This window comes from Labrys sp. HAY1-8F, assembly GCF_056754975.1.
In genome coordinates this window covers 1,823,899-1,849,649 of sequence record NZ_JBPGWZ010000001.1, presented here as the reverse complement: position 1 = coordinate 1,849,649, position 25,751 = coordinate 1,823,899, and the positions used below count along the sequence as shown (strand labels likewise).

Annotated in this window: 28 protein-coding genes; 14 read left to right on the top strand and 14 right to left on the bottom strand. The window is 62.5% G+C overall.

Annotated elements, in window-relative coordinates:
* Positions 1-15: 15 nt before the first annotated feature.
* Together ACR9ZN_RS08530 and ACR9ZN_RS08525 are read left to right on the top strand one after the other, a co-directional pair.
* On the top strand, positions 16-915 hold the full coding sequence (locus tag ACR9ZN_RS08530; protein ID WP_322434297.1) for a GntR family transcriptional regulator: 900 nt from the start codon (positions 16-18) through the stop codon (positions 913-915).
* A 115-nt stretch (positions 916-1,030) separates the two neighbouring features.
* Complete coding sequence (locus tag ACR9ZN_RS08525; protein WP_481271890.1) at positions 1,031-3,025, top strand: CocE/NonD family hydrolase; 1,995 nt, start codon at positions 1,031-1,033, stop codon at positions 3,023-3,025.
* Between the two features lie 112 nt (positions 3,026-3,137).
* Here ACR9ZN_RS08525 and ACR9ZN_RS08520 read toward each other — a convergent pair whose 3' ends face one another.
* Together ACR9ZN_RS08520 and gstA are read right to left on the bottom strand one after the other, a co-directional pair.
* Positions 3,138-3,833 carry a glutathione S-transferase family protein gene (locus ACR9ZN_RS08520; protein ID WP_481271889.1) on the bottom strand — a complete coding sequence of 232 codons (696 nt, stop codon included), beginning with the start codon at positions 3,831-3,833 and terminating at the stop codon, positions 3,138-3,140.
* Entirely contained in the window at positions 3,830-4,456 is a 627-nt protein-coding gene (gstA, locus tag ACR9ZN_RS08515; protein WP_481271888.1) for a glutathione transferase GstA, read from the bottom strand. Before gstA ends, ACR9ZN_RS08520 begins: the two co-directional genes overlap by 4 nt.
* Positions 4,457-4,579: 123 nt before the next feature.
* Between gstA and ACR9ZN_RS08510 the strand changes: the two genes are divergently transcribed.
* The 3 genes from ACR9ZN_RS08510 to ACR9ZN_RS08500 all read left to right on the top strand — a co-directional run bounded on the left by ACR9ZN_RS08510 (position 4,580) and on the right by ACR9ZN_RS08500 (position 6,274).
* Positions 4,580-5,590, top strand: a complete 1,011-nt coding sequence (locus ACR9ZN_RS08510) for a LysR family transcriptional regulator (RefSeq protein WP_481271887.1) — start codon at positions 4,580-4,582, stop codon at positions 5,588-5,590.
* A gap of 142 nt (positions 5,591-5,732) precedes the next feature.
* A complete protein-coding gene (locus ACR9ZN_RS08505) occupies positions 5,733-5,984 on the top strand; it encodes a type II toxin-antitoxin system ParD family antitoxin (protein ID WP_441771697.1) in 252 nt (83 codons plus the stop codon).
* A gap of 113 nt (positions 5,985-6,097) precedes the next feature.
* The gene (locus ACR9ZN_RS08500) at positions 6,098-6,274 is read left to right on the top strand and encodes a type II toxin-antitoxin system RelE/ParE family toxin (protein ID WP_481271886.1); all 177 of its coding nucleotides are present in this window, start codon (positions 6,098-6,100) and stop codon (positions 6,272-6,274) included.
* Positions 6,275-6,313: 39 nt separating this feature from the next.
* Here ACR9ZN_RS08500 and ACR9ZN_RS08495 read toward each other — a convergent pair whose 3' ends face one another.
* The 4 genes from ACR9ZN_RS08495 to bla form a co-directional block, all read right to left on the bottom strand.
* Positions 6,314-7,963: a sensor histidine kinase gene (locus tag ACR9ZN_RS08495; RefSeq protein WP_481271885.1), complete on the bottom strand. Its 1,650-nt coding sequence runs from the start codon at positions 7,961-7,963 to the stop codon at positions 6,314-6,316.
* Entirely contained in the window at positions 7,960-8,664 is a 705-nt protein-coding gene (locus ACR9ZN_RS08490) for a response regulator transcription factor (RefSeq protein WP_434959827.1), read from the bottom strand. Before ACR9ZN_RS08490 ends, ACR9ZN_RS08495 begins: the two co-directional genes overlap by 4 nt.
* A gap of 17 nt (positions 8,665-8,681) precedes the next feature.
* Positions 8,682-10,241 carry a DUF4153 domain-containing protein gene (locus ACR9ZN_RS08485; RefSeq protein WP_481271884.1) on the bottom strand — a complete coding sequence of 520 codons (1,560 nt, stop codon included), beginning with the start codon at positions 10,239-10,241 and terminating at the stop codon, positions 8,682-8,684.
* Between the two features lie 218 nt (positions 10,242-10,459).
* A complete protein-coding gene (gene bla / locus ACR9ZN_RS08480; protein WP_481271883.1) occupies positions 10,460-11,344 on the bottom strand; it encodes a class A beta-lactamase in 885 nt (294 codons plus the stop codon).
* Positions 11,345-11,442: 98 nt separating this feature from the next.
* On the opposite strand from bla, the gene ACR9ZN_RS08475 reads away from it, so the two are divergent.
* The gene (locus tag ACR9ZN_RS08475; protein WP_434959830.1) at positions 11,443-12,330 is read left to right on the top strand and encodes a LysR family transcriptional regulator; all 888 of its coding nucleotides are present in this window, start codon (positions 11,443-11,445) and stop codon (positions 12,328-12,330) included.
* 75 nt (positions 12,331-12,405) lie between these two features.
* Here ACR9ZN_RS08475 and ACR9ZN_RS08470 read toward each other — a convergent pair whose 3' ends face one another.
* From ACR9ZN_RS08470 to trxA, 5 genes are all read right to left on the bottom strand, one after another.
* On the bottom strand, positions 12,406-12,894 hold the full coding sequence (locus ACR9ZN_RS08470; RefSeq protein WP_454819105.1) for a GNAT family N-acetyltransferase: 489 nt from the start codon (positions 12,892-12,894) through the stop codon (positions 12,406-12,408).
* Positions 12,895-12,899: 5 nt separating this feature from the next.
* On the bottom strand, positions 12,900-14,105 hold the full coding sequence (locus ACR9ZN_RS08465; protein WP_434959832.1) for a serine hydrolase domain-containing protein: 1,206 nt from the start codon (positions 14,103-14,105) through the stop codon (positions 12,900-12,902).
* Between the two features lie 174 nt (positions 14,106-14,279).
* A complete protein-coding gene (locus tag ACR9ZN_RS08460; protein WP_434959833.1) occupies positions 14,280-14,480 on the bottom strand; it encodes a Trm112 family protein in 201 nt (66 codons plus the stop codon).
* A gap of 12 nt (positions 14,481-14,492) precedes the next feature.
* The gene (locus ACR9ZN_RS08455) at positions 14,493-15,152 is read right to left on the bottom strand and encodes an LON peptidase substrate-binding domain-containing protein (RefSeq protein WP_434959834.1); all 660 of its coding nucleotides are present in this window, start codon (positions 15,150-15,152) and stop codon (positions 14,493-14,495) included.
* Between the two features lie 188 nt (positions 15,153-15,340).
* Entirely contained in the window at positions 15,341-16,237 is an 897-nt protein-coding gene (gene trxA / locus ACR9ZN_RS08450) for a thioredoxin (protein ID WP_454819108.1), read from the bottom strand.
* 684 nt (positions 16,238-16,921) lie between these two features.
* Between trxA and ACR9ZN_RS08445 the strand changes: the two genes are divergently transcribed.
* From ACR9ZN_RS08445 to ACR9ZN_RS08420, 6 genes are all read left to right on the top strand, one after another.
* Positions 16,922-17,812: a helix-turn-helix transcriptional regulator gene (locus ACR9ZN_RS08445; RefSeq protein ID WP_481271882.1), complete on the top strand. Its 891-nt coding sequence runs from the start codon at positions 16,922-16,924 to the stop codon at positions 17,810-17,812.
* A gap of 341 nt (positions 17,813-18,153) precedes the next feature.
* Positions 18,154-18,609, top strand: coding sequence for a hypothetical protein (locus tag ACR9ZN_RS08440; protein ID WP_434959837.1), 456 nt, complete (start codon positions 18,154-18,156; stop codon positions 18,607-18,609).
* Between the two features lie 360 nt (positions 18,610-18,969).
* Positions 18,970-19,509, top strand: a complete 540-nt coding sequence (locus ACR9ZN_RS08435; RefSeq protein WP_481271881.1) for a hypothetical protein — start codon at positions 18,970-18,972, stop codon at positions 19,507-19,509.
* A 272-nt stretch (positions 19,510-19,781) separates the two neighbouring features.
* Positions 19,782-20,321, top strand: a complete 540-nt coding sequence (locus tag ACR9ZN_RS08430; protein ID WP_434959839.1) for a hypothetical protein — start codon at positions 19,782-19,784, stop codon at positions 20,319-20,321.
* Positions 20,322-20,422: 101 nt separating this feature from the next.
* Positions 20,423-20,794, top strand: a complete 372-nt coding sequence (locus tag ACR9ZN_RS08425) for a hypothetical protein (RefSeq protein WP_481271880.1) — start codon at positions 20,423-20,425, stop codon at positions 20,792-20,794.
* Between the two features lie 109 nt (positions 20,795-20,903).
* Positions 20,904-21,497 (top strand): hypothetical protein, encoded by a 594-nt coding sequence (locus tag ACR9ZN_RS08420; protein ID WP_441771521.1) that lies wholly within the window; start codon positions 20,904-20,906, stop codon positions 21,495-21,497.
* Between the two features lie 245 nt (positions 21,498-21,742).
* Here ACR9ZN_RS08420 and ACR9ZN_RS08415 read toward each other — a convergent pair whose 3' ends face one another.
* The 3 genes from ACR9ZN_RS08415 to ACR9ZN_RS08405 all read right to left on the bottom strand — a co-directional run bounded on the left by ACR9ZN_RS08415 (position 21,743) and on the right by ACR9ZN_RS08405 (position 23,458).
* Positions 21,743-22,258, bottom strand: coding sequence for a prolyl-tRNA synthetase associated domain-containing protein (locus tag ACR9ZN_RS08415; RefSeq protein ID WP_454819114.1), 516 nt, complete (start codon positions 22,256-22,258; stop codon positions 21,743-21,745).
* Positions 22,259-22,384: 126 nt separating this feature from the next.
* Complete coding sequence (locus tag ACR9ZN_RS08410) at positions 22,385-23,152, bottom strand: outer membrane protein (protein WP_481271879.1); 768 nt, start codon at positions 23,150-23,152, stop codon at positions 22,385-22,387.
* Positions 23,153-23,218: 66 nt separating this feature from the next.
* Positions 23,219-23,458 (bottom strand): hypothetical protein, encoded by a 240-nt coding sequence (locus ACR9ZN_RS08405; protein ID WP_481271878.1) that lies wholly within the window; start codon positions 23,456-23,458, stop codon positions 23,219-23,221.
* On the opposite strand from ACR9ZN_RS08405, the gene mnmA reads away from it, so the two are divergent.
* Together mnmA and ACR9ZN_RS08395 are read left to right on the top strand one after the other, a co-directional pair.
* Positions 23,457-24,626 (top strand): tRNA 2-thiouridine(34) synthase MnmA, encoded by a 1,170-nt coding sequence (mnmA, locus tag ACR9ZN_RS08400; protein WP_481271877.1) that lies wholly within the window; start codon positions 23,457-23,459, stop codon positions 24,624-24,626. The two genes, ACR9ZN_RS08405 and mnmA, sit on opposite strands and share 2 nt — an antisense overlap.
* Before the next feature lie 119 nt (positions 24,627-24,745).
* Positions 24,746-25,735, top strand: a complete 990-nt coding sequence (locus ACR9ZN_RS08395; protein WP_105863874.1) for a flagellar motor protein MotA — start codon at positions 24,746-24,748, stop codon at positions 25,733-25,735.
* The last annotated feature ends 16 nt before the right edge of the window (positions 25,736-25,751 follow it).

The following is a 25,751-nucleotide window of genomic DNA, read 5'->3' as shown; positions in this document are numbered from 1 at the left end:
GTATTTTGTGATTACATGAAACAATCTGAGTTGGATGTCAAGGAGCCGTCGACCCGCTTGCGGCAGGATCTGCTCGACCGCATCGTCCGCCTGATCCACGACGAGGCGATGCAGCCGGGCGCGCGGCTGAACGAGAATCGCCTCGCCCAGGAGCTCGGTGTCTCCCGCACACCGATCCGGGCCGCCCTCGACCAGCTCGCGGCGGGAGGCTTCGTCGGGCGCCGGCCCAACCGGGGCGTCGAGCTCATCGCCCTGCCGCCACCGCCCGCGCCGCCCCCCTCGCGCAGCACCGACCTCGACGACGAATTGCTGGTGCGCATCGCCCACGACCATGAGCGTCAGAGCCTGCCTCTCGACATTTCGGAAGCCGAGCTGATGAAGCGCTACGGCGTCAGCCGCCAGCGCGTGCGGGACGCCCTCGCCCGGCTCGAAGAGCTCGACATCGTCGAGCGCAAGGCCGGCTATGGCTGGCATTTCGCCGATCTTCTACAGGACGACGGCGCCAATCAGGAAAGTTATCGTTTCCGCATGCTGGTGGAGCCGGCTGCCATTCTCGAGCCCGGGTTCAAGCTGAGGCCGGGATGGGCTGGAGACATGCGCGAACGCCATGCCACGGCCCTGGCCACGGCCCGGGCAGGCCAGTGGAGCGCCTCGGCCAGCATCGCCTTTTTCGAAACCAACGCCGCCTTCCACGAAGGCATCGGCGCCGCATCCGGCAACCGCTATCTCGCTCATGCGGTTCGGCGCCAGTCACGGCTGCGACGCCTGTCGAACTATGACTGGACCTATGGCAGGGACCGCGTCGAAATCTCCTGCCGCGAGCATATGGAGATCCTGGAGAGGCTGGTGGCAGGCGATTTCGAGGTCGCCGCCGCACTGATGCGCCGCCACCTCCAGAATGCAAGTCTGGTTTAGAAATATCTCGGGAACATTATGGCTTTAGTAATCACGAAAGACACAAAATACCCCTGATCGCCCTGCATTCCCCGACCGTGCTATGAGAAACGGTCCAGCCAATTCAGAGTGAACCATGCCCAATCCCGTCCGCACCATCGAACATCTGACGATCGCGATGCCCGACGGCGTCAAGCTGGCAGCGCGCCTGTGGCTGCCGGAAGGGGCCGAAGCCAGGCCCGTCCCCGCCATCCTGGAATATATCCCCTATCGCAAGCGGGACGGGACGCGTTCGCGCGACGAGGCCATGCATGGCTGGTTCGCGGCACGGGGCTACGCCGCCATCCGGGTCGACATGCGCGGGTCGGGTGACAGCGAGGGACTGCTCGACGACGAATACCTGCCGCTGGAGCAGGAGGACGCCTGCGCCGTGATCGCCTGGATCGCGCAGCAATCCTGGTGCGACGGCAAGGTCGGCATGATCGGCAAGAGCTGGGGCGGTTTCAACGCCCTTCAGGTCGCCGCGCGCAGGCCGCCGGCCCTGCAGGCGGTGATCAGCGTGTGCTCCACCGACGACCGCTATGCCGACGACGTGCATTTCATGGGCGGCGCCCTGCTGGCGGATAATCTGTGGTGGGGCTCGGCGATGATGGCCTGGCAGGCCTTGCCACCCACACCCTCGCTCCATGGCGAGGGCTGGCGCGAGGCCTGGGAGCAGCGCCTCGACCACCTGCCCTTCTTCCCCGCCATCTGGGCCAACGAACAGCATCGCGGGAGCTATTGGCGGCAGGGCTCGGTCTGCGAGGATTGGTCCGCCATCGCGGTGCCGGTCTTCGCGGTCGGCGGCTGGGCGGACGCCTATTCCAACGCAATCCCGCGCCTGCTCGAGCGCCTGCCCGGCCCACGCCTCGGCCTGATCGGGCCGTGGGCCCATCATTACCCGCATCAAGGCACGCCCGGCCCCGCCATCGGCTTTCTGGAGGAAGCCCTGCGCTGGTGGGATCATTGGCTCAAGGGGCAGGACAACGGCATCATGAGCGAGCCGATGCTGCGGGCCTATATGCAGGAACGCGGCAGCTCGGATGAGGGCCGCAACGGCCGCTGGATCGGTGAGGCCTCCTGGCCCTCGCGTCTGATCACCCGGCGGCCGATGTTCCTCTCGCCCGGCCAATTGTGGTGGCGGCCGGCGCCGGCCGCGGAGCTTACCATCCGCTCGCCGCTCTGGTGCGGCGCAGGCGGCGGCGAATGGATGAGTTCCGGCCTGCCGGGCGAAGCGCCCGCCGACCAGCGCCTCGATGACGGCCTGTCCCTCGTCTTCGATTCCAAGGAGCTCGCCGACCGCACCGAGATTCTAGGCGCTCCCGAACTCGTGCTGGAAATCGCCTCCGACCGGCCGGCCGCGCAGATCTGCGTGCGGCTATGCGACGTCGCGCCCGATGGTTCTTCCGAGCGTGTCTCCTACGCCATCCTCAACCTCACCCATCGGGATGGTCACGCCGAGCCCAGGCCCCTCACGCCCGGCACTTTCGAGACGGTCCGCATCAGGCTCAACGACTGCGCCCATGCCTTCGTGGCCGGCAACCGCGTTCGCCTGTCGATTGCGACCTCGGCCTGGCCCACGGTCTGGCCCGCACGCGACCAGGCGACGCTGACGGTCCGGACCGGCGAAGCCGCCCTGATCCTGCCGGTGCGTCGGCCGCGGCGCGAGGACGCCGCCCTCGCCTTCCCGCCGGTCAGCATGGCCGAGACCGGCCCGGTCCATGCGAGCCGCCCGCCTCAGGCCGAGCGCAGATTCAGCCTCGATCTCATCGAAGGCACGGCCCATCTCGTGGTCGACGGCGACGCCTTCGGCTCGGCGCCGATGCGGTTCGAGGAAATCGCCACCGATTTCGCCCATAAGCTGCGCCGGGAATTCTCCATCCGCGACGGCGAACCGCACAGCGCCTGCCAGACGGTAACGCATCACTGCACGCTAACCTGCGATGGCATCGAATTCCGCATCGAGGCCGAAGCCCGCATGATCGCCAATGACGAGAATTTCGAGATCAGCGCCCGGGTCCGTGCCCTGCAGGACTGGGTCGAAATCGCCGACCGCAGTTTCCACGAGGTGATCCCCCGCCGGCTGGTGTGAGGAACCGGGCGCAGCGGTGCTTTCCAATTTCGTCAGGCTGACGGGTCTGTCATTCCCGGCGAGGCCGAAGGCCGAGGGCCGGGGATGACAGACCCGCCTCTTATCGCCCGCTTCACGCCGCCTGTTTCAGCAGGAAGGCATCGTGCCGAACGAGAAAGGCGCGCAGGCGATCGGGATAGTCGGGCTCGACCGCCGCCTGCACGCTGGGGCGTGCCGACAGGGCCTGGCGCCAAGCTTGTACACGGGGCAGCCCTGCGAAGACGGCGGTATCGGCAAGCGTGTCGAACAGGTCGAAATAGCGGAAGATCGGTGCAAAGACGGCATCGACCAGGCAGAAGGCTTCGCCGGCAAAATAAGGGCTTTTATCGAGCACATCCTCCACGCGAGCGAATTTGCCCGCGATCTTGGCACGTGCGCGCTCGTAACCTGCCTCATCGGTGGCCGTCTCCAGGCCCCAGAGATCGGCGAGAAGGGAGGAGCCGAATTCCATCCATCCCCGATGCCGGGCCCGCTCGAGCGGATCGGCAGGATGTAGCCTCGGCCCTTCCACGGTCTCCTCGACGAATTCGCAGATGACGTTGCTCTCGAACAGCACGGCCTGTGACTGTCCTGCCCGCTCGACCAGCAGCAACGGCACCTTGCCGAGCGGCGATAGGGCCATGAACCAATCGGGCTTGGCCGAGAGATCGATGAAGCGCCGTTCGAACGGCGCTCCCTTCTCCATCAGCGCGACGGCCGCGCGCTGCACATAGGGGCAGAGATGGTGGCTGACGAGCGTCAGCCTGGCGGACCGGAACTGCGTGCTCATGCCGCCACCTTCATGCCTTCCGCCTGCATTGCGGCCTGCACGGCAGGACGCGCGCCGACGCGTGCCATGAAGGCGCGGATCACCGGGAAGGCCGCAAGGTCGACCTTGGTGTAGGGCGACCAGCCGACGATGGTGAAGAGATAGGCATCGGCAGCGGTGAAGGTCTCGCCCAAGAGAAAGGGGCCGCCCTCGGCCAGATGACGCTCGACGGTGGCGAGGCGCTCGGCGATCTTGATACGGGCGACGTCCTGAGCCTGCGTGCCATATTCGGGATGGAACAGCCAGGGGCTGTACATCTTGTGCAGTTCCGAGGCGATGAAGTTGAGCCAGGATTGCAGGCGGGCCCTCTCGACCGTGCCGGCGGCCGGCGCCAGGCCGTTTTCGGGCTTGAGATCAGCGAGATATTGGCTGATCGCAGCGCCTTCGGTCAGCACCGAGCCGTCGTCGAGACGCAGCGCCGGCACGTAGTGGTTGGGATTGACACTGGTGTAGTCGACACCCTGTTCGGTGACGTGCGGGGTCCTGCGCAGGTCGACGCGTTCGAGCTCAAGCCCAATGCCGGCCTCCTTCGCCACGATATGGGGCGAGAGTGAGCAGGTGCCGGTGGCATAATAGAGTTTCATGTCCCATTCCTTTCAGCTTGAAGCGGCCGCCCCGCCGGCATCGGGCGGGACCTGCGGCCTGTTCGACGCAAAGGTTAGGGCAATGCACACACGCATGGCCAATTGGGATTACACCAGCAGTGCTTGCGTGACTGCAAGCCGCTGCAGTGCTATGTGGAAGCCCAATTCTATGTGGAAACCCAATTCTATATGGAAACCATGGACGACTGGAACGAATTGCGCCTGGTGCTGGCAATTCAGCGCGCCGGCAGCCTCACCGCAGCGGCCAAGGCCCTGGCGATCGATCACTCGACGGCCTTCCGGCGCCTCAACGCCCTGGAAGCCCGCCTGGACCTGCGCCTGTTCGAGCGCCTTCCCGGTGGCGTCTACCAGACGACGGCGGCCGGCGAGCGCATGGCCGTCGCCGCCGAGCGCATGGAGGACGAGGCGCTGGCCTTAGACCGTGACATCACCGGCCGCGACCATCGCCTCTCGGGCCGGCTGCGCGTCACCTCCTCGGAGACCTTGGCCTATAGCCGGCTGACGCAGCACCTCGCTGCCTTCCGTCGCATCCATCCAGGCATCGTGGTCGAGCTTGCCATCGACAATCGCGTGCTCAGCCTGTCGCGGCGCGAGGCGGATATCGCCTTCCGCCCGGTGCGGCCACGGGAAGGAGATCTGTGGGGCAGGAAGCTCGCCGGCATGGCCTGGACCTTCTACGGCTCACCAACCCTCGTGGAGGCGAATGGTGGGCCGGCCGCATCCGCCAAGGACCTCGCCAGCCAGACCTTTGTCGGCTGGCAGGAAGGGACGGCAGGCATTCGGGCTGCCGATTGGCTGGTGCAGCACCTGCCAGCCGACGCCACCGCCTATCGCTCGAACAGCCTGGTCAACCAGGCGGTGGCGGCCAAGGCCGGCCTTGGCTTTGCCCTGCTGCCCTGCTATCTCGGCGACAGCGATTCCGGCCTCGCTCGCGCCCTCGCCGAACCGATGCCGGAACTGATGGGCGAATTGTGGATCGTCACCCATGGCGATCTCAAGAACACTGCCCGCATCCGCGCCTTCTTCGATCTGGTCGGCACCGGCTTGGCTGCGGAGAAGCGGCTGTTCGAGGGCAATGGCCTCCCGAGGACGATAGATGCAGACAAGATTTGAAGGTGAAAGCGTGCGCGCAATCCTGTGCTGAACGAACCCGGGTCGCAACTGGTTTCACCTTGGGTCTCAACGTCTCGCGGAGAAACGCGATCGGTAGGATCTAGTACCAAAAAATAATATATACTGGTATCGATTTGGAGATATAGACAGGGCCCGCAATATCTCGGTCTCCTTGGGAGATCACTTCGCGACCTTTATCGACGAACAGGTCGACACTGGACGTTACGGATCAGCGAGTGATGTCGTACGTGCAGGCCTTCGCCTGCTTGAGGAGCAGGAAGTGCGATTTAAAGCACTGCGCGATGCCCTGATCGCCGGTGAGGAGTCCGGGCCTCCCAAACCATTCGACGGTGAAGTCTTCCTCAAACGGTTGCAAGATAAGCGTGGCGAATAGAATCAGCCACTATCGTCTCACGCAACAGGCCGAAAGCGAGCTCGCGGAAATCTGGCTCTATACGCTCCGAACATGGTCGCGCGAGCAAGCCGAATAGCTATTTTCGTACACTTTTGGCAGCCTTCGAAGGGCTCGCCGCTGGGGCAAAAACCGGCCGCCCGGTCGAGATCCGGGAAGGCTATCTCAAATATAATGTCGGCTCACATATCGTATTCTATCGCCGCATGGAGCAAACCATCGACATTATCCGCATATTGCATCAGCGCATGGATATCGGCCCGCATTTCTAGAGCAAAACGCTCTAGAAAAATCTCGACACTCAACCCAGATCACCCCACCCCATTCCGCTGCAAACGCAGGCGGAAGCAGGCACCGGGACCCTCATCGACATAGTCGATGCTGGCACCGCTGTTGGCGAGCAGGGAGCGGGCGATCGGCAGCCCGAGACCGGTGCCGCCATTGGCGCGCTTGGTGGTGAAGAAGGGTTCGAACAATCGGGTTCGATCGTGGGGGGAAATGCCCGGGCCGTCGTCGGCGACCCGAAGATCGAGATGACCGTCCCCGACCGTCGCCGCCGAGATCGTCACCCTCGATGCCCCGGCCTGGCGGCTGTTCTCGACAAGCGTCGTCAATACCGCTTCCAGAACGTCGGCCGGGACACGCACGGTGGGCAAGCCGGCATCGAGATCGACTTCGACCTTGAAGTCGTCGTCGGAGCCGGCATCGGCGATGCGGCGCACGGGATCGGCCAGAGGCGTGGATACGGCCTCGCTTTCGTCCGCCATGTCGGCGCGGGCGAGTTCGAGCAGGCGGGCCACCAGGCGCGACAGGCGCTCGGCGTCGCCCTCGGCATTGGCGATGAAACGCCGGCGCTCCTCGACGCGCATGGTATCGCCGTGCTCGTCGAGAAGCTCGAGCACCCCGCGAATGCCGGTGAGCGGCGTCTTGAATTCGTGGCTCATCGCAGCAGCGAAATCGCGCAGATAGCGCGAGCGCAGATCGATGGCCACGGCCATGCGCCGGAAATTGTCGAAAAGCGCCCGGATCTCGATGGTGGCAGTTGCCGGGGTCGGCGGCACCTCGGCGCCACCACGGCCGAGATGACGGCCGACCTCGGCGCTCGCCTGCGTCAACTGTTCGATCGGCTTGGCGATGGCCCTGGACAACAGGCCGGCCAAACCGATGATCACCGCGAGGATGATGCCGAAGCCGAGCGCAATCTTGCCGAGATCGTCGTAGATGCCGCGGAACAGGGCGCGGGGTGAGCGCGACAGCAAGAGGACGCCGACGGTGCGATCGCCCAGCTTGATCGGCCGGGCATAGTGCACGCGGATGGCCGAAGCGCGGCTGAAGACTTCGAAAGCGTAGCGCGGCGCATAGTCGCCGCGCCGGCGCAGAACCGATTGCGAGCGCCCATTGATGGCCGACTGGACTTCCGGCAGGAAGGCGTAGCTCTGGCCCTGAAGCGGCCCGTCCGACAGCACCGTGCCCCTGGCGTCGAGGATCAGCGCGCTCGCCAGCGTGGTACGCCGGCTCTGCTCGATCAGCGGCGCTATCGCTCCGGCCGCCACCAGTGCCTCCGCATCCGGCGGCTGCGACGAAGCGATGGGCAGGGGGCGCTGGGACAGGATCGGCATGGTGTTGAGATCGATCGTCAGCGCCTCCGGCGTGAAATAGGGCTCCGCCGTCGCATCGTCCCGCCGATAGGATTCGTTCGGATCATTGTCCGTCGGAGGCGGCACCGGCGGCGGCTTCGGGCCGGGCCAGGCGAGATCGAAGGCGGCGTCGTAGACGGCAGCCTGGGCGATCAACTCCGCCTCGGTCTGGCGCACCAGGACGTTTTCGTAGACCCGCAGGAAGATGGCACCGAGGCCCGGCATCAAGGCGGTGAACAACAGCACGCCGATCAGGATCGAGCGAAGGCGCAGCGCCGGCCAGCGCGCCTTGACGGCGTCCTTCAGCCGGGTGAGCAGGATCACGCCGCCTTGCCCGCGCAGGAGCCTATGCGATAGCCGATGCCTGCCCGGGTCTCGATCACGTCCTCGGCACCCACGACCGAAAACTTCTGGCGGATATGGCGGATATGGCTGTCGATCGTGCGGTCAGTGATGGCAAAGCCCGGCCCGTGCAGGCGGTCGATGATCTCGTCGCGGGAAAAGACCTTTGACGGCGTCGCCGCCAGGATCTGCAGGAGCTGGAACTCCTTGGCAGTGAGGCCCACCGACGCTCCGTCCCATTGGGTCTGCCAGCCTTCGGGATCGAGGTTGAGCAGGCCGCGGGCCAGCACCGACGCCGGCGCCGCCTGGACCGGCTTGGCGCCGACCCGCTTGAGGATGGCCCCGACACGCGCCACCACTTCGCGGGGCGAGAAGGGCTTCACCACATAGTCGTCGGCGCCCATTTCGAGGCCGAGCACCCGGTCGATCTCATCGTCCCGGGAGGATAGGAACAGCACCGGCAGTTCGCTTTGCGCCCGGAGCCGGCGGCAGACTTCGAGCCCATCCATGCGCGGCATGTTGATGTCGAGGATGGCAAGGTCCGGCTTGAGGGACAGGGCCTTCGCCAGCCCTTCCTCGCCGTCACCGGCCTGGTGCGTGGTCATGCCGGCCTTGGCAAGGGCGAAAGCCAGCAATTCGCGGATATGCGGATCGTCATCGACGATGAGAATGGTGCGGGACATGAGCGATGAATGTCATTTCAAGGGGAAGGTGTCAAAGCGGGATTCGGCAGTGTTTGACCGGGCAGCGGTCCCGCCTGCTGCAACCGCCAGGCGCCGGCCAGGGTCCATCGGCGCCAATCGATCTGCTGCGCTTCCAGCCTGGTCTGCACCGCCTGCCTCAGCCCACGCAGCTCGGCAAGATCATGGCTCTGCGTTGCATCGACGGTCATGCTGGCATCCTTGAGCGCCAGCAGTGTGCCCGTACCGCCGAGGCTCGCCACATAGGACGTGTCCTGCCGCCATTCGAAGGTTTGCGGCGATCCCCGTCGCTCGAGATTCCAGCGGGCAATGACACCCTCGAAATTGATGAAGCAGCAGACGCCGAGTACGATGGCAAGGCAGAGAGCATTGGCGTTTACAAGCCACACGCCATCGCGCTGGCGGGCGATACGCCATGAGATCAGCGCTAATCCGGTCATCACCAGGAACAGGAAGATCAGGGCCGCTATACGCAGATAGGTCAGCGAATAGGCCTCGATATAGGCGATGACGCGCAGCATGGTGGAGGCCACCAGCAGCATGCTCTGGCCAATCCACAGATAGACCAGCAGGCGCACGCTCGCCCTGCTCGCCAATGGCGAGCCCGTACGCAGACAGATGAGCACGAAACCTGCCGCCAGCAGGGCTGCCAAAACCAGGGCTTGCGTACCGCGATGGGCATATTGGGAAAAGGTCACGCCTTCAGGAAGCCTGGCACCGCTCCACAGAAAGGCAATGTCCGAGACATTCTGGAGGGCGAACACCAGATTGAAGGCGGCAAGCGCCATCACCACCGGCGTCACCCCGGGCCAGGCGGGCAGGATTGGCAACGGCGCGTAGGCGGAGGCACTGGCGAAGAGGCGCAGGCGCAGCGGCCTGAAGCTCGCCCACAGCGCCACCACGCTCGCCAGGACGAACAGGCCATGCCAGATCAGGCCGGTGCCCTCGCTCTGCAGGGCGAGCCCATTCCACAAGGCAGAGAATCCCAGGCCGATCAAGGGATTGGCGTCGGAAAACAACAGCAGGAAGAGGATCGAGCCGAGACCCGCCACGAGCAGGCCTCCGGCGACCCCGCGAAGAGCGAGGGCTCCGCGCCGCCGCATGATCCGCGCGAGTCGACCTGTGTCGATCAGGGCCGCCATCGGGCTGAGAACGCCGTAGAGCGGGAGGCGGAGGACCCAGAGCAGCGCATTGCCGAATTCCCCATAGCGCGGCAGCAACAGCGCCAGTGCCAATCCCATCAGGAAGAGCAGGCCGGCAAGCAGGCTCGGCTCGACGATCAGGGCAAAGCCCGCAAGGCTGGCGCCGACCACGGCGATGCGGCTGGCCCGGCTTCGACGCATCAACGTATCGCAGGTCAGCAGCGCTCCGAGCCAGGCGAAAGCCAGGAAGCCGATGATGCTGCCGACCTGCGGCAGCGCCTGCCCGGCCGACAGCGCAAAATCGGCAAGGGCAGCCAACACCATGACGGCCAGGCCCTTGAGAACGAAACTCAATCGAAGAGGTTGACGGTTGCGGGTCGGCAGGGACTGGTCCGGCGAAGCGGATGCGATCGGCATGGGTTCCTCCATGGCCTCCATCTTGCTTCACCGATGTTCAGCCGCGATACAGCACTCGTGGCGGCGTGATGGGCGGTTCGTGCAGAAATCGTGCAGAAACCCGGCCCGGAGCGCGGACATCCTGTCCGCTCATGGGAATGCTGCGCTCGCAAGGTGGCACCAGCGGACATCGCGACATGAAGGCATGTCGCTGTGATGTCCGCGCTCCCAAACCGCCCTCAGCCCGGCAGGCTCGACACCACCGCCTTGGCCACGGCCGCCAAGGCGGCCTCGCGGCGCTCGACCGGAGCAGCACTATCGGTCAGATAGGCGGCAATGAGAAGGGGCGGACGGGCGGGCGGCCAGGCGATGGCGACATCATTGGTTGAACCGCGCTCACCGGTTCCCGTCTTGTCGCCGACGTCCCATCCCGCAGGCAGTCCGGCATGCAGCCGGCTACCGCCGGTTCTGTTTGCCTTCAGCCAGGCATTGAGCTGGCTGCGCGAGAATGGCGACAGCGCATCTGCGACCAGCAGGGCTTTGAGGTCCGCCAGCATGGCGGCGGGGCTGGTGGTATCGCGCGGATCTCCCGGCAGCGATTCGTTGAGCTCCAGCTCCCAGCGGTCGAGACGACTGACCGAATCACCGATCGAGCGCAGATAGCGGGTCAACCCGGCCGGGCCGTCGACGGCCTCCAGCAAGAGATTGCCGGCCAGATTATCGCTCCGTGTGATCGCTGCTTCGCAAAGCTCCGCCAAGGTCAGCTGTCCGCCGGCATGCCTGGCTGTTGTCGGCGAATTGGGCAGCAGCCTCGCGGCCTCGATCGAAACCATACGGGCGAGTTGCTCGCGTCCCTGATCGACCCGGGCGAGCACCGCGGCGGCGACCAGCAGTTTGAAGGTGCTGCAGAGCGGAAAAAGCTCATCGGGCCGATAGGCCAGCCTCGTGTTCGATTTGAGATCGAGAGCAGCCACGCCCAGACGTCCTCCCACCCTGCCTTCGATCCGCCCGATTGCCGCTGCGAAATCCGACGAGGCTGGGGAACTGGCCGATGAAAGCGTGACGCCCAACGGCAGCAGGAACAAGGTCGCACCCGCCCCAACCATGAAATTCCGTCTGGTCATGCCAACTCCCTACAATGTTCAATGCCAGGATGGCAGTAGCTTGAGCGGGCGACAAACGATGATAAATCGCCTCAGACCTGAGAAAAATTTGGAGATACATGATCCGCTCGCATCTGCCTCTCAATGCCCTGCGCGCCTTCGAAGCCGCGGCGCGCCATCTCAGCTTCACCGGTGCCGGGCTGGAACTGCGCGTGACCCAGACCGCCGTGAGCCACCAGGTGAAGAATCTGGAGGAGATCCTGGGCGTGCGCCTGTTTCGTCGCCTGCCGCGCGGCCTTGCCCTCACCGAGGAGGGCCAGGCCCTCGTCCCGGTCCTCAACGAGGCCTTCGGGCGCATCGGCGCCACGCTCGACCGCTTCGAGAAGGGTCATTTTCGCGAGGTGGTGACGGTCGGCGTGGTTGGAACCTTCGCTGCCGGCTGGCTGTTGCCGCGCCTGCATTCCTTTCGCGAGGCTCACCCTTTCATCGATTTGCGTGTCCTGACCAACAACAACCGGATCAATCTGGCCGGCGACGGGCTCGACTATGCCATCCGCTTCGGCGACGGCTTGTGGCACGGCACCGAGGCGATACTGCTCATGCCTGCTCCACTTTCGCCCGCTTGCGCGCCGGCGGTCGCCAAACGCCTGCGTCAGCCGACGGATCTCGTCGGCGAAGTGCTGCTGCGCTCCTATCGCGAGGATGAATGGCAGCTCTGGTTCGCTGCGGCGCACGCGAGCGGTCCGACCACTTCTGCGGTGGTCTTCGATTCCTCGGTCACCATGGCCGAAGCGATCGCGCAGGGCATCGGCGTCGGCCTGCTGCCGATTGCCATGTTCTCCGATGCACTCGCGACGGGCCGGCTGGTACGCCCTTTCGAGATCGAGGTTCACGCCGGTTCATACTGGCTGACCCACCTCAAATCCCGCCAGCCTTCACCTGCGATGCTGGCTTTTCGAATCTGGCTCCTGGCAAGCTGCCAGACGGAGACAACGCTGCCTGCCTAACGACAACGATTCGCCGATCTCAGACACGATGATGGGGCGGCCTGTGCCGGTCGCGGCAATCAGCTCCGAAATGGCTCATGCCGGCTTGGTAGGCAGCTCCATCAGGACGATCTCGATCGGATCACCACCGACACCGTGGGAAAAATGCCCGGTCCGCACCGTCGCAAAGCCATGGTGCCGATAGAAGCTCTCGGCGTTGCGGGTCGCTTCCACCTTGATCGGCCCGCTATGGCCTGCCCTGGCCGTTACAATGCCGATCTGGAGCAGGCGCTTGCCCAGCCCGGCTCCCGCCGTCTCCGGCAACAGGAACAAGCGCGTCACCTCACCGGCTTCGGCGTCGACGAAGCCGACGATCGAGCCCGCCTTCTCCGCCACCACCGCACCGCCCTGCGCGATAACGCCCTCATAGAAAGCCGCGTCGCGATCCCCCATCCACCCGGCAAGCTGCGCCGCCGAATAATGGCTCCCCGCCAATCCCAGCACCGATCGACGGGTTACCTCAAACAGTGCGGCCCCGTCACCTGCGCGGGCCGGGCGCAACGTGATTCCAGCCGCATGGTCCATGCCGCTTACGCCAAGGCCTCGCGAATCGCCCGGACGGCGGCCAGGCTGGCGCGCGTCCGCGGTGCGTGCAGGAATTCCGGCCAGCTCGACAGCACCACGGCCGCGAATTCGCCGACGGGATCGATATAGATTAACTGCCCGAACACGCCGCGCGCCATATAGGCGCCGCGCTCGACATCCTCGATCCAGAACTGGTTGTGATAAGCACCGCTCGGAAGGATGTCGCGATAGACGCCCTGGAACAGATCGGGCCGGGCGCCGAAGCGGGTGTCCTCAAGCCAGGCGGAAGGCAGAAGACGCCGGCCAGCGATCTCCCCGCCCCCGAGATGGAGCAGTGCAAAGCGCGCATAATCCCGCAAGGTGGCGTTGAAGCCGCCGTCAGCCAGACCGTAGCCGGCGGAATCCACGGTGAAATAGGCGTCCTCCTCGGCACCCATCGGCGCCCATAGCTCTCGGCTCACCAGTTCGGGCAGCTTGAGGCCGGAAGCGCTCTGCAGGATGAAGGCCAGCACATCCGTCTCGACTGAGCGGTAGTTGAATATGGCACCATGAACGTTTTGACTGGCCTGGAGCTGCAGGATCAGCTCGAAGACATGAGCAGGCCAGCTCGGGTCCTTGCGTGCTTTCCAACCACTGGCCACGTCCATCTTGGCGATGTGAGAATCGAGCGCCGTATAGGTTTCGTCGAATACGACGCCGGTCGTCATGTCGAGCACTTGCTGCACGGTGGCGCCACGATAGGCCGTGGCCTCCAGCTCCGGCAGATAATAGGTGACCGGCGCGGCCGGATCGAGCAGGCCCCGCCCGATCAGAATGCCGGCGACCGTGGCAACCACGGATTTGGCGACCGATTGCGACAGATGCTGGCTATGGCCGGTCATGCCGTTGAAATAGCGTTCGGCCACGACCTTGCCGCGATGCAGCACCAGGAGACCGTCGGCGTAATTCGCTTCGAAGAAGCTTCCGACCGTCGCCGGCTGACCGTCGCTCTCGAAGGCGATCCCGTCTATGTCCTGCAAGGCAGGCGGCAGCGGAGTCGCCGGGCCAGTCCCGCGCCAGACCTGCGCCGTCGGCACCAGCTCCCGCACATGCTGGAACGACCAGCGGTTCCATGGTGCACGATCCCAATCCTCACGTGGGATGGAGGCGGCACCGAGAAGGGTCGGTTCCTGTGTCGATTCTTGGAGCTCCGGCAGGCGGCTGTCATACATTCTCTGCGTCTTCCTTTCGGCTAAAGCGTTTTGTGATTTGACCGAGTCACCTAGAATCGCAAAGACGCGTCGGAACAAAGAGTTAGAGAAAAAGTGCGATTCGCAGAAATCGCGCTTTGCTCTAGCGGGCAAGATGGCTCGAGAGACCGGCCCGATCCTTTCGGTAACCCGTCCTTACTCGATAATTCTTGCCTCCTCGGGCAACATGATAGGGAAACCCTCACGGATGGGATAGGCGAGCTTGGCCGCGCGCGATATCAGCTCCTGCTTTTCCGCATCATATTCCAGCGTCGTCTTGGTCAGAGGACAGACCAAAAGCTCCAAAAGCTTCGGGTCGGTCAGCGGCGGCGGGCGATGCGGCGTCGGCGTGGCCATCGGCACTCACTCTCACTGCAGCGGCGTATCGGAGCCGTCGCCGCTCTTGGCCAGTTCGATCTGGGTGATGGCGATCAGGATCTCGGCGCGCTCGCGCAGGCACGAGGCTTCGAGCAGCGCCTGTTTCTCACGCCGCCCGAACGGGCTCATCATCGACAGGGCATTGACCAGCGCCTCGTTGGAGGCCTCGTGGATGTCGTTCCAGTCGACCTGGAAGCGGTTGACGGCCAGATAGGCGCGCAGCGTATCGATCAGGCTCTTGCGATCGACCTCTTCCTCGCCCGCACGCGGCGTGAAATCGACGGCGAAAGGTTCGGCTGTGACGCGGCATTGCCGATAGGCCGTCGGGACCGTCTCTTCCGACAAGACCTTGAAGCGCGAGATGCCGGTGAGCTGGATGAGGTAGCGCCCATCGCCTGTCTCGGCAAATTGAGTGAGGCGTCCGATGCAGCCGACCTGGAACAGGCGCGGCATGGTCTCGTTATCCTCGTCCTCGGGCTGAATCATGCCGATCAGGCGCGGCCCCTTCAGCACATCATCGATCATGGCGAGATAGCGCGGCTCGAAGATGTTCAGCGGCAGTTGCCCCCGAGGCAGCAACAGCGCACCTGCCAGGGGAAAGACCGGAATGACGGGAGGCAGATCCGCCTCCGTCTTGAACAAGGGATGCATCGGCTGCCATTCCTCAAACGACCAAAAGCATTTTGCGATTTGACGGGACTACCCAGAATCGCAAAAACGCGTCGAGACAAAAAGTTAGAGCAAACGAGCGTTCATGCTTGAACGCTTTTTTGCTCAAGAGGCCGCGACTGCGATCCCCCAACAATATCTTACGGCCTGCTGGCGGGGCGCGTCACTATTTATGAGAACAGGATCGACGACAGCCGGCGACGGCCATAGATGGTGTTCTCATCCGTCGGGCCCCAGGCCTCGAAGAACTGCACAAGCTGTTTGCGCGCGCCGTCATCGTTCCACTTGCGGTCGCGCCGGGCAATGTCGAGCAGTTGGTCGACGGCGTCCTCACGCCGATTGGCGGCAACCAAAGCCAGGGCATAGTCGAATCTGGCCTGAAAATTCTTCGGATCGGCTTCCACCTGGCGGGCCAGCCCTTGCAGATCGCCGACATCGCTGGCCTGTTCGGCGAGCTCCAACGCAGCCCGGGCGCTGGCGATGAGGGGATCATTCTCCTTGCCCTTGGGGGTAAGCGAAAGTGTGGCTTTGGCCTGTTCCAATTCCCCGGCGGCAAGCGCGCAGCGCGCCAGGCCAGCGATTGCCTTTAGATTCTCGGCATCCTGTTCGAAAATTTGCGCAAAGAGTTGGGCAGCCGCCGCACCCTCGCCCTCGTTCAGCAAGGCCTCGGCCTCGGCCAGCATGGCCTCCGTGTCCGGATCGCCGCCCGGGCCCGCAATCTTCGTGATGAATTCCTTGATCTGGCTTTCTGGAATAGCGCCCATGAAGCCGTCGACGGGCTGGCCCTTGGAGAAGGCGAAGACGGCGGGAATCGACTGCACCCCCAATTGCCCGGCGATTTGCGGATATTTATCGATATCCATCTTCACCAGTTTGACCTTGCCCTTGGCCGCTAGCACCGTCTTCTCGAGAATGGGCCCCAATTGCTTGCACGGACCGCACCATTCAGCCCAGAAATCGACCAGCACCGGCTGCTTCATCGATTCCTGAATCACGTCGGCCATGAAGGTCTGAGTGGTGGTATCCTTGATCAGGCCGTTGGTCCCGGCAGCATCGTTGCTCATCATTCCTACCCGCTTGGAAAGCTTCGTCTGCGGTTAGATGGGGGCAAATCGCCGCGAAGGCAACCGTCACGCATGTCATTGCCGTACGAAACAATAGATTTCGTCTTGCTTGTTGCGAGAATGGAACGAATGGAACTCCATACCTATTTTTCGCCAACAAGGCTCGAAAGGGGTAATAGCGGTAGTCAACCACCAGCAAAACGACCGAGTGACATATCGAAGAGCGTCGCCTGGTGCCTCGTATAGAAAGAAAACATATTCGCCTATACATACAGAACTGAGAGGATATTTTCGAAGATTAAAGTTTCTTCATCGTATTCGGAAACTTCACTCAAATCACGGCGAATTCACGCCACCCTCAATATAACCTGCCTACACGAACCGGGAAGGCGGAAATCGCCTTATGCCTCAATATGATACCTTTTTGGGCTGACGATAGGGAAGGTCCCTTTCGGATTAATCCCAAAAGACTTTCGCGAATAGTCGTTTCTGTGAGATAAATGACACATCGCGATGATCAATATTCTGGCATCCTATTATTCGTGAATCGTTTTACTTTTCGGACTCCGCGGCAAAGAAGTTCGTGGCGGACGACGAAGCTGGATGTGTGAGACAACAGGCCGTTCAGGCCTGTCACGCAGAACAGCCATACAAGTGTAATGGCTCGCATCCTAACGACGTATTAGGATGAAAGCCCAACTCACAAGAAGACTTGCAGAGGAAGTAACGCCAGAATTTTCAAGAGGCCAAATCATGAGTCATCACGTCACCTGCAATGACATGCTGGACTGCCATGATCACAGACAAACGGAACCAAGCGTTCTGACTGTTGCAGACCGCAAAGTCGTCCTGCTGATCGAGAGTCGCCCCCTGCTGGGCGAGATCTTTTCACATGCCCTCAAAGAAGCTGCCGACGATATCGACGTCCGCATCATGGGCTCTCCCGGAGAAGGTGGCCCGCAAGCCTCGCTCGCCATACTGAGCCTGGTACAGCGCAGCACCGATCCGCTCTTCATCGCCTTTGTCATCCAGCAATTACAAGCCCGCATCGGCAAGCTGCCTTTGCTGGTGGTCACCGACAACAGCGATCCTTCGATTGGCAGATTGATGGACGAGGCCGGCGTCCACAGCTGGATCACCGCCTCGATGGGCTTCAATGCCATGGTAAGCGCGATCCGGCAGGTCCTGTCGCTGCCACCGCGCCATGAAACGCCTGCTCGGCCTACCGCCTATTCGAACGCAACCGCCCTGTTGGCGGAGCAGCCATTGAATACGCCCAAACCGCAGCCCGAGCGTCGTCTGCGTTCCGATATCCACCTCAACCTGACAGACCGCGAGATGGATGTCCTGAGCCTGCTTCAGAAGGGCAAGCAGAACAAAATCATTGCGCATGCCCTCAACATTTCCGAGAGCACCGCAAAGGTTCATATTCGCAACATCATGCGCAAATTCCACCTGCGCAACCGGACCGAAGTGGCCCTGATGTGCGGCAGCCAGATGCGAGCGCCCGGCACCACCATGATGATCGGGCCCGATTGCGAGGACAGCCAAATGGCCGTTCCAGCCATCGCCTATTGACGACCACGACGTAAGACGTCCGATGGACCGGGCTGGGTGTGTTGGGGAACTCTGATCCAGCCGTTCCACACTTTGAATATCTTCCCTCTTGAACAATCCGGGGCCTTTGAGCTGCATGGCACGCATCAGCGTCGTCACGCGGCAATATTTGTCGTTCCCAAATCAATTTTTAGTATATCGCCATTGAATTAATACCCCTTTGTACTAATTCCAATAGACAAGTTTCCCTACACTGAAAAAACAATAAGATTAAAACTGTAATCACCGCGGGCTTAAAGCACACGCTTCTGCTGATTACAGCCTTAAGCACCTCACAAGACAGACCGAGTGGAGAGACAATTATGAAATCGCTTCTCATCGCATCCGCCCTGATCCTGAGCGTCTCCAGCGCCGCGATGGCCTTCAGCGTCGGCAGTGGCAACGGCAACGGCAACGGCAATGTCGGCTTCGGCAACGGCAACGGCAACGGCAACGCCAATACCGGCGCCTTCAATGGCAACGGCAACGGAAACGGCAACTGGGGCGCCCTCAACGGCAACCTGAACGGCAACGGGAATAGCGGCGCTGTCAACGGAAACGGCAACGGCAACGGCAACGCCGGCATCGGCAACGGCAACGTGAATGGCAACGGCAACACCGGCCTCGGCAACGGCAATGCCAACGGCAACCACAACTTCGGCTTCGGCAACGGCAACGTGAACGGCAATGCCAACTATGGCATCGGCAACGGCAACCTGAACGGCAACCACAACTGGGGTGCCCTCAGCGGCAACGGCAACGGCAACGGCAACCAGTAAGTCTTGCCTGCTCTCAGGGAGCTGGCCTGGCCTTCCTCCCGGCCACCAGTCGGCTCCCACTTCCCCTGGCGTTCAGCATTCGCTCCTGGAATTCTGAAATCTGGATGCGGCATTTCGCTTCCCTCCCTGCTCCGGCGTAGCGTTCCACGGACGGCCGACGGAAGAGGATCCTGCATCCAGGCCTTTTGGCCGAGCTCCAGGTAGCTCGACCTGACGGAACGAACAGCCCGAGCGTGCAGGCCTAGTCACATTGCATCATGGACGGGCCGCGGCAGCGACTGACCGCACCGCCCGATCATCGAACACGCCTCTCCGCCTTCGGGTCAGGCTGTTTTTCGAGTCGCAAGAAAGGACAGTATTATGCGCACCCTCCTCACGCGGCTGCTGCTGAGTGCGGCACTGGTTTGCACCCCGGTCCTCAGCGCCTATGCGGGAACCGGCAATGGCAACGGCAATGGCAACGGCAACACCGGAACCGGAAACGGAAACGGAAACGGAAACGGCAATTCCGGTACCAACAACGGCAACGGAAACGGCAATAACAACTCCGGAACCGGCAACGGCAATATGAACGGCAACGGCAATACCGGCACCGGCAATGGCAACATGAACGGCAACGGAAACACCGGAACCGACAATGGCAATATGAACGGCAATGGCAATACCGGCACCGACAATGGCAACTATAACGGCAACGGCAATACCGGGACCGCCAACGGCAATCTGAACGGTAACGGCAACACCGGCATGTTGAACGGCAACTACAATGGCAATTTCAACACCGGGACCGGTAACGGCAACATGAACGGCAACGGCAATTACGGCATTGGCGGGCCCGGCGGCCCGACACCCGGTGGCGTATCGGTCACGGCAACGACGTCCCCCCTGCAAGGGCGGTAACCGAGCGATACGGTTGCAACATTCTCAACAATGGCTGCACCTCGCATTGAGATGAAAGCCAACAGGGCGCCTCCTCCCGATTTGGAGGCGCACCGAACACCCATTCGGGGCGCACGATCATCCAGCAATCGCCAGGCATCGATCTCGCGGCGCGAAGCGCCTCCAGAAAGAGCGGGCCGCATGTGCATCTGCCCTCGCCCCCGTCAAGGGATCGGAAGACCATAATGGGAAAGCTCTGCCTTTCCCGAACCCAGTCCAGGAAAGGTAGAACCATGAGAATGACCCTGCTCCATGCGGCGCTGTGCGCCGCACTGGCCTGCACCTCGATCTCCGCCGCTCATGCCTTCAGCTCCGGCAATGGCAATGGCAACGGAAACGGCAATGTCGGCATCGGTAACGGCAACGCCAATGGTAACGCCAATACCGGCATCGCCAACGGGAACGGCAACGGAAATGGCAATTGGGGCGGCTTCAACGGCAACGCCAATGGCAACGCCAATAGCGGCCTGGCCAACGGCAATGGCAACGGCAATGGCAATTACGGCCTTGGCAGCGGTAATTTGAACGGCAATGCCAATTCCGGCACACTGAACGGCAACGCCAACGGCAACGGCCCGCCGGACGCCCATGGCAACATCGGTTACGGCAATGGCGGGACCGGCAATATCGGCGCCTTCAACGGCCGTGGAAACACCAGCTCCACCAGCGGCAACAACAACATCGGCGCCGCGAACGGCAACTACAATGGTGGCATGTTCAACGGCAACGGCAATATCGGCTCGTTCAACGGCAACGGGAACGGGCGGCCATAGGAAGCTGTCGAGGCAGCTTCGGCCGGATCGATCACCAAGGGTCGATCCGGCCTTTATGCTTTATACTGAACCACGCTGTTCCTGATCAAAGGAATGCAATCATGATCGCAGACCTCGATATCGGCTGCTGGCAATCCTCGCCGTCCCTGCAGGTTCCGACGCTTTCCCGCTGCCACATTTCGGCGCGGCATCAAGGGACGCCGCAAATCGAGATACTACGGAAAGATGATGTTATCTTGGTTCAATACAATGTTGGCCAAGGAAACAACAACGGTAATGGCAATACCGGCAACTTTAATGGAAACTTCAACCAGGGAAACAACAACGGCAATTTTAATTCTGGCAATGGCAACGGAAACTGCTTCACCAGCGATAACAACGAAAACCATAACGACACAATGTATAGATGGGACTACAAGCGCATGATGGAAGAACTTCAGCGCTGCGGCATTACTCCCCGTCAGGTTCCTTAGCGAAAAAATATTGTATTCATTGCGAGAATCCCATTTGTAGCGTAGCCTCCAACACACCTCATAGACTTGCCGAAAGTTTGTGAAAGTGTTTGTGCTTGGGGGAACGCATATGAAATCGCTTACAAAGAGTATTGTCTATTTCTTCGCCGTCGCCATCTTCCTTGCCGCCGCTTCGCTGGCGCAGGCACAGAACGGGACAGGCAACGGCAATAATTCAGGCGACGGATCGGGTAACGGCAACGGCAACGGCAACATCACCGGCAATGTCGGCGGCGCCACTTTGAATAATCGCGATCGGCGCCAGGCTCCCGCGGCGTTTGCCCCCGGCCTTGCGGCAGCAGGCATCGAGGCCTGCCTCGGCAGTGTCAGCCTTGGCGGTTCGGGCGCCGGCTTCGGCTTCAGCTTCGGTACCACGAAGCTCGACCAGGGCTGCAACATCCGCCTTTTTGCCCGCACGCTACAATCCATGGGCTATCGCAGGGCCGCCACCCAGATGCTGTGCTATGACGCCGATGTTGCCGGCGCCTTGGCGACGGAAGGCATTCGCTGCCAGGTCGGCCCCAGGGCCGCACCATCGACCGGCGTAGCCGGTGTGCAGCAGCCGGCGCAGCGTTATGCTGGCGGCGCCACGGCTGCCCCAACCGCCTATGCGCCTCGCCGCAAATGCATGAAATATGATATTTTCCGCGGCTGCCTCGACTGAGCGAGATCGGGCCCGTCAGCGATCCGACAGGCTTCCTGACCGGTGCCCCCCGCATAAAGCCAGATACCAGGAGGCATTGAAAATGGCTCCTGGTTCTCCTTCTCGATTTTCACCTAATCTTTGATTTGGTGTCTGATATCGACAGATGTTCGGGTCTCGGATGCGTCTGCATCTCCGAGACTTGCTCCTAATATCGGGAACTTTAGAGCCAGGGCGCGCGCGCTTTGCCGGAACCGCGCCTGGTCTCAGGCGTCAGCCTGCTGAGGCTGCGATACCGCAAGGATTTTGGGCTCGTGGCCCGTCGCCCGTAGAAAGGCAATGAGGTCTTCGCGGGCGATCGTGGTGGTCTGCGTATTGACCAGCGGATGATGGTTGAGCTTGTCGTTCTCGAGCAGCGCCTGGTCGAGCACGACAACAACCTGCCCTTCGGTATCGTTGATGGCGCCGAAGGGCGTGACCGCGCCAGGCAAGACACCCCAGATCTGCGTCAGCAAATCGGCCGAACCGAAGGACACCTTGCCTTGGGCGCCGATGATTTCGTGGATGCGCTTGAGATCGACGCTGGCATCTTCTTCCAGAACCACCAGGAACAGCCTGCCCTTGCGGTCCTTCAGGAACAGGTTCTTGGTGTGCCCACCGGCAATCTGGCCCCGCAGCGCCTTCGAATCCTCCACCGTGAACAGAGGCGGATGCTCGATCGTCGTCACGGCGATTCCGAGCTTGTCGAGGAAAGCGAAAAGATCGTCAGGCGTAGCCGGCATGGTTCGAGGTCCCCAGGAAAGGAACCCTGACTAGAACGACAGGCGGGTAGACGCAAGACTGGCCGACCAAAGCAAAGGGCTCCGCTATGCGGAGCCCTGGGAATTGGAACGGCAGCGAAATTGCGATCAGAACTTGTAGTTCACGCCGGCGCGCACCGTATGTACGGAGACATCAGCCTTGGCGGTGACCTGGGCAATGTCGCTGACGGCCTGCTTGATCGTCTCGGCTTTGCCGAGATCGACATAGAGATATTCGGCTCGCACCGTCCAATTCTGCGTCAAGGCATATTCGGCACCGGCGCCCAGGGCCCAGCCGAATTTGGTCTCCGATCCGGACAGAACCGAGGTACCCGCGCTCACCGTCGACTTCACGCGGCCATAGGCCAGACCGCCAGTGCCATAGATCAGCACGTTGTCGAAGGCGTAGCCGGCGCGCAGGCGGGCAGTGCCAAACCAGTCCAGTTGCGTCTTCACACTGACGGGAATGTTCTGGTCGCCGATGAAGGTCTTCTTGGAATCGAGACCTGCATATTGCAGGTCGGCTTCGACGCCAACAACCCAATGCGGATCGAACTGGTAGTTGTAGCCGATCTGGCCACCGCCGATGAAGCCATTGGCGGTATCCTTGACGCGGGCGAGGCCACCGTTCAAGCCGAAACCGAGCGCGGCGGGCAGGTTATTGGCGCCCGTGGTCGGCACCGCTTTCAGATCCGTGTCGAGATTGCCGCGGCCATAGCCAGCGTTCAGACCGGCATAGAATCCGGTCCAGGTGAAGGACGGCACGATTTCCGGCGCGACAGGCTCGACGGGCGGCGGCGCCAGGTCGGCGGCGAATGCCGCTGCCGGCGCAAGAACGACGACGCCCGCAAGCAGAGCACTCCTAAGAATTTGCATTTAATACCCCAGCACTTGGCACTTGTTACGCTCGAACGCCTGATAGCACCGCCTTTACATGAAATCCTATGACATAAATGCAACACTGGCTTTTTTATTGAGCAATCCATAACGGATATACTTAACAAGTATGGTTAATGACGCCAACATCGTAGCTGTATTACGCAAGGTAATATAGGAGTTAATGTTGACGATGCCCTGTGCTGCAACCTCCGTTCGAACATCGGCGTTCCCCTCGCGGCCGAAATCGCGTAAAGGAGCGCCGTCGCAGAGACCTTGACCCTCTGATGGACGGAAGGATGCCATGTTGAACTCACTCGACCTGCCGCGCCGGCCGCAGGATACCCGTGTCGTTGTTGCCATGTCGGGCGGCGTCGACTCGTCCGTTTGTGCCGCTCTTCTCAAGGAGCAGGGCTATGACGTGATCGGGGTGACGCTTCAGCTCTACGACCATGGTGCCGCCGTTCACCGCAAGGGCGCCTGCTGCGCCGGCCAGGACATTCACGACGCGCGCGAAGTCGCCGACCGTATCGGCATTCCTCATTACGTGCTCGACTATGAAAGCCGCTTCAAGGAAGCGGTGATCGACCGTTTCGCCGATTCCTATGTGGCTGGTGAAACACCGATCCCCTGTGTCGAATGCAACCAGCGCGTCAAGTTCCGTGACCTGCTCGGCACCGCGCGTGACCTCGGCGCTGACGTGCTCGCCACCGGTCATTACGTCGCGAGTCGCGCCGTGCCCGGCGGGCGCGGCCTGTTCCGCCCGCGCGATGCCGAGCGCGACCAAAGCTATTTCATGTTCGCCACCACCAAGGAGCAGCTCGACATCCTGCGCTTCCCACTTGGCGACATGACCAAGCCGGAAACCCGCCAGGCCGCCGAGCGTTTCGGCCTGTCGGTCGCCGCCAAGCCCGACAGTCAGGACATCTGCTTCGTACCATCAGGCCGTTACGCCCAGGTGATCGAGAAGCTCAAGCCAGGCGCCGCCGTCCCCGGCGAGATCGTGCATCTCGACGGCCGGGTGCTCGGCCAGCACCAGGGTGTCATTCACTACACCATCGGCCAGCGCAAGGGGCTAGGCATTGCCACCGGCGAGCCGTTGCATGTCATCCGCCTCGATGCCGAGGCGGCGCGTGTGATCGTCGGCCCGCGCGAAGCGCTGGCGACCCGGCAGGTCGCCCTGCGCGACGTCAATTGGATCGGCGACGGCGCTCTCGATGCCCTGCCTGCCGAGGGTCTGGAGATCGCAGTGCGCGTGCGCTCGACCCGCGCACCCAAGCCGGCTTTGCTGCATTTCGGCCAGGAAGGTCCAACAATCGAACTCACCGAGGCTGAAGATGGCGTTTCGCCGGGGCAGGCGGCCGTGTTCTATGACCATGCCGATGGCCAGGCCCGAGTCCTCGGTGGCGGCTTCATCCGTGGTGCGCGGCCGCAGACCGTGTTCGCCTATGGCAGCCAGACGGTAGCGGCCTGAACCGCCTCGCCGACCATTGAGGGCGTGCGTTCCGGCCTTGCTTTGAGCTAAGCTCTGGTCGAAAAGGAGAGCCCTCCCTTCGAGGGTTCGCGTATAGATTGCTGCAACGGCGTGGTGCGATGGCCAGAGACCTAGATCCCTACAAGCTGTCTTCCCCCCGGATTTTCTTCATCCGCATGTTGATCTTCCTGGTGCTGGCAGCCTGCGTCACCGCCGTGCTCTATCGCCAGCTCTATATCGCTTTCATGGCCAATCCCGGCCTCAACGGCCTGATCATCTTCACGCTGCTGCTCGGCATCGTCTTCGGCTTCCGCCAGGTGATCCGCCTGCTGCCGGAAGTGCGCTGGGTCAATGCCTATCGCCTGCGCGATCCCGGCCTCGAGCTTCGCGACCAGCCGGTGATGCTGGCGCCCATGGCCACACTGCTCGGCGACAAGGTCGGCCGGCGCTCGATCTCGCTCTCGACCCTGCGCTCCATTCTCGAATCGATCGGCATGCGCCTCGACGAGCAGCGCGAGGTTTCACGCTATCTCACCGGCCTCCTGGTCTTCCTCGGCCTGCTCGGCACGTTCTGGGGCCTGATCGAGACGGTGGGCTCGGTCGGCAATGTCATCAATTCCATGTCGGTCGGCGGCGGCGACGCCAGCACCGTGTTCGAGAGCCTGAAAAGTGGCCTCGCCGCCCCGCTCAAGGGCATGGGCGTCTCGTTCTCGTCCTCGCTGTTCGGTCTTGCCGGTTCGCTCATCCTCGGTTTCCTCGACCTGCAGGCCGGCCAGGCCCAGAACCGCTTCTACACCGAGCTGGAAGACTGGCTCGCCGCCACCGTGACCGACATCGAGGCCGAGGGCCTGGCCCGCGGCGGCTCGGACGGCGAGATGGCGGCGATCAAGTCGGCGATCGAGCGTATGGCCGACGGCTCGCGCGAGGCCGGCTCTGGCCGCAACGCCACCGCCGCCATGGCCCAGCTCGCCGAGGGCATCCAGGGCCTGGTGCAGCATATGCGCTCCGAGCAGCAGATGATCCGCGACTGGGTCGAAAGCCAGGCCGAGCAGCAGCGCGACATCAAGAGCGTGCTCGAGCGCCTGATGCAAGAGCGCGAGAAGAACTGATGCCGGAGGCAGAATA